The organism is uncultured Gimesia sp. (assembly GCF_937910335.1).
GTDB lineage: Bacteria > Planctomycetota > Planctomycetia > Planctomycetales > Planctomycetaceae > Gimesia.
On the sequence record NZ_CALEMX010000627.1, the window covers coordinates 1 to 3,414 of the forward strand.

General features: G+C 46.4%; 3 protein-coding genes. 2 read left to right on the forward strand and 1 reads right to left on the reverse strand.

Annotated elements, in window-relative coordinates:
* The first annotated feature begins 292 nt into the window (after positions 1-292).
* Positions 293-1,849: an alkaline phosphatase D family protein gene (locus Q0668_RS25580; protein ID WP_298869401.1), complete on the forward strand. Its 1,557-nt coding sequence runs from the start codon at positions 293-295 to the stop codon at positions 1,847-1,849.
* 16 nt (positions 1,850-1,865) lie between these two features.
* On the opposite strand, the gene Q0668_RS25585 is transcribed toward Q0668_RS25580, so the two are convergent.
* Positions 1,866-2,648, reverse strand: coding sequence for a DUF1080 domain-containing protein (locus tag Q0668_RS25585; RefSeq protein ID WP_298869402.1), 783 nt, complete (start codon positions 2,646-2,648; stop codon positions 1,866-1,868).
* A 480-nt stretch (positions 2,649-3,128) separates the two neighbouring features.
* On the opposite strand from Q0668_RS25585, the gene Q0668_RS25590 reads away from it, so the two are divergent.
* A partial coding sequence (locus tag Q0668_RS25590; RefSeq protein ID WP_298869403.1) for a DUF1559 domain-containing protein occupies positions 3,129-3,414 on the forward strand: 286 nt, incomplete at its 3' end.

The window sequence follows — 3,414 nt, forward strand, 5'->3', positions numbered from 1 at the left end:
TGTGAGTATACAGATTGTGAGCAGAGCGATTTGTTTGAATGATTTCATGATGTATTTTTCTTCGTTTTTAGAAAGTGAAATAGTGTGGCAAGAATCCAGGTGATTAAAGTAAGCTTCCATTCTGATGTATGATGGCCCTGATCGGCAAGGTGATTGACTCGGATTATGAGAAAATCATCGCATCTGAAGAATGCAGCAAATAGGAGCGGTTTTCAGTTGGGCCCCCAACCGTAAATCAATAGAATGGTGAGTCTGACTGAATCAAAAAGAGAATCTCTAAGGGAGTGTTCATATGAGAGTTTGTTGTCTGTTTTGTCTGCTGTTGATATGGGGCTGCGAAAAACAAAGCCTGGAAGCACCCACGCCTGTTGTCGATACCGGTAAGGAAGCAGCGATTCCGAACGAAACCGATTCTCTACTTCCCATGGCGGGTATGGGAATCATGGTGGGGGAAGTCACACCCAGCAGCGCGCTCGTGCAGGTGCGATTGACGGAAACCGACAAACTGGTAGACCGCGATGTGAAAGGCATGCCGGGCGTTGTGAAGTTTACTCTGCAAACGATTCCAGGAGAGAAATCAACATTTAAAAAAGTGACACAAACTGTGGAAGCCGTCGCCGAGCACGATTTCATTGCCCGTGCTGCCTTTACCGAATTACCTTCAGGCACAGAGTTCGAGTGCTTAACCGAAATTGGTAAAACAGCAGATCAGTTGCATCCCGGTCCGAAGGCACGCTTCAGAATCTTGTCTGGTGATCGATTTTACAGACCGGTCGATTTTGTTGTGGTGACAGGTATGAACTATGCGAAATTTCACGGCGATGATCGGATCGATAAGAAGCAGCATTTAGAAGAAAATAACACGAAGCTGCCGCAGCCTTATGCCGGCCCCGATAAACATCTGGGTTATCCCGCATTAGAGACGATCTTAAAATTGAAACCGGATTTCCTGGTTGGTACAGGAGACAATGTTTATTACGACACGCCCGATAAACCGCGGGCGGAAACGATTCCTGAACTGCGTCAGAAATGGCACGAACAATTCATTCAGCCTCGTTATCGTGATTTGTTCGCCGCTGTCCCCACGTATTGGGAAATCGATGATCACGATTATCGGATCGATGACGGAGATAATACGGGCGACCATAGGCCCTCTTCCGCAGAGGGGCGGCAGATGATGCTGGAACAGCTTCCGGTGGCACCCATGGATGACAAAGACGCGAAGACATATCGCACCCATCGCGTGAGTCAGGAATTACAAATTTGGCTTCCCGAAAATCGTATGTATCGTAGCCCGAACTTGTTGGAAGACGGGCCTGGAAAAACGATCTGGGGTAAAGAACAGAAAGCCTGGCTGAAAAAAACGTTGAAAGAGAGTGACGCTCCTTTTAAATTGTTGATTTCACCTACGCCTATGGTGGGGCCTGATGATTTACGCAAGACGGACAACCATTGTGACATTGGTGGATTTCGGCATGAACGCGATGAATTTTTCAATTGGCTCAAAGAGAACGGCTTGGACCAGCAAAACTTTTTTATTGTCTGCGGTGATCGACACTGGCAGTATCATGCGACCGACCCCAGTGGTTTTGAGGAATTTTCCTGCGGCGCGCTGATTGATGCGAATTCCAGGTTAGGTCGCAAACCCGGCGATCCGAAATCAACAGATCCCGATGGACTGATTAAACAATCTTATTCACAAGATCCACGTTCCGGCGGGTTCCTGCTGGTGAAAGTAACGCCGGCAGGAAAACAGTCGCCGGCGACACTTTCTTTTTTGTTTCATGATGAAAAAGGAAAACTCCTCTATCAACATGATAAACCGCAAGGCAAGTCAAAGAAAAAATAACAAACAGGCCCCGTGATTAATCCCGGAAATCAGTGTCGGCGGTTTTGAGATCAAGTTCTTTGAGCCAGACATTGCGATAGCGTACGTCATGTCCTTCGCATTGCAGTTTGATTCCGCCGGGAGTATCAGTAATGCCGAATCCGTTATCGTTGCCACCATCCAGACCGGAATTGGCGCCACCCCAAATTTTGTCGATGGTGACATTCTCGTGCACTTTTTTTCCGTTGAAGTACATGGAGACCATCGGCTTTTCTACGAGTTTGCCATCTTTAAAGCGGGCAGCTCGAAATGTGATATCGTAGGCGTTCCATTTTCCAGTGCCGTTGTAAGCATGATAAGGAGACTCTGTTTTGTTAATCACGGCACCCATGCCATGCTTGGTTTTGTCGCCATCTAAAATTTGAATTTCGTAGCGGTTCTGTAAATAGACGCCGCTGTTGCCGCCCGGCTTCGTCACCAGAAATTCCACATGCAGACGAAAGTCACGATATTTCTTTTTGGTGACAATATCGGCTGTTCCATATTTCCCGCCTGCTGCTGCCGGGTCATCCGTCATGATGACAGTGCCTGCATCGATGGGATCTTCGACCACTTTCCATTTGATGGGGAGCGACGAACTGAATCGCGGGCCTTTCCAGTAGGTCCACTTTTTGTCGAGATTTTCTCGACTGCCATCCAGCAGAATTTCGGCATCAGTGGGTGGCTTAGCAGAGACTCCCACTTCACCTCGTACAGGCGCAGAGCTGCTGGTGAATATCACCAGGGAAAACAGACTAGTGACAAGCGAAGTGACGCGCATGGTGATTCCTCACTGTGTTATTCAGGGCTGAAAGAAGCTTGTATTTGTTTGCATCTACTTTACAGGTCTTGATGTCAAATATGAATGCTGCAGTCTTTGGGGCTGATAATACATCATCAATAAATTGTGTAAAAGAAAAATACGAGGCTGATGTCTTGGGATTAATTGAGTTATAAATCATTGTGGTGTAATATATTACATCCTTCACCGCTGCGCCTTTTTGGGTAGACAGTGAACGTATGGGCAATATTTTAGGTGAGGTTTTCTTCCCAAATTATTTCGATTTGGTGATTACGTTTGGGCGCCACTTGAAGTAGTATAAATGGATATCACTTACTACCTTGTAATTGATAAGCCGCTCTCCCCGGAGATAAGGCGGTGAGTTTGTACACTCCGAATAATCCATCCTGAGACCAAGCCTTCCCAAGCCTTCCTAAGTAGCATTTACGCTCATTTTTCGTTTTTTTCAAAGGAACTTCCATGTTTAGCAGGCACAATAAACGTGGCTTCACTCTCATTGAACTGTTAGTAGTGATTGCCATTATCGCAATTTTAATTGCATTATTATTACCGGCCGTTCAACAGGCACGAGAAGCTGCACGCCGCAGCACATGTAAAAATCAGTTGAAACAAATTGGTTTGGCATTACACAACTACCATGATACTTTCTTGCGTTTTCCAATTGGTGAACAGAGCCCTGTTTGGCGATCCAACTGGCGTGCTCCCATCCTTCCCTATCTGGATCAGGCGCCCGCTTATAATAAGA

Bases quoted from the DNA above. Each gene is read 5' to 3' on its own strand.
- Q0668_RS25580 (WP_298869401.1), top strand. From the start codon at position 293: ATGAGAGTTTGTTGTCTGTTTTGTCTGCTGTTGATATGGGGCTGCGAA.
- Q0668_RS25585 (WP_298869402.1), bottom strand. From the start codon at position 2,648: ATGCGCGTCACTTCGCTTGTCACTAGTCTGTTTTCCCTGGTGATATTC.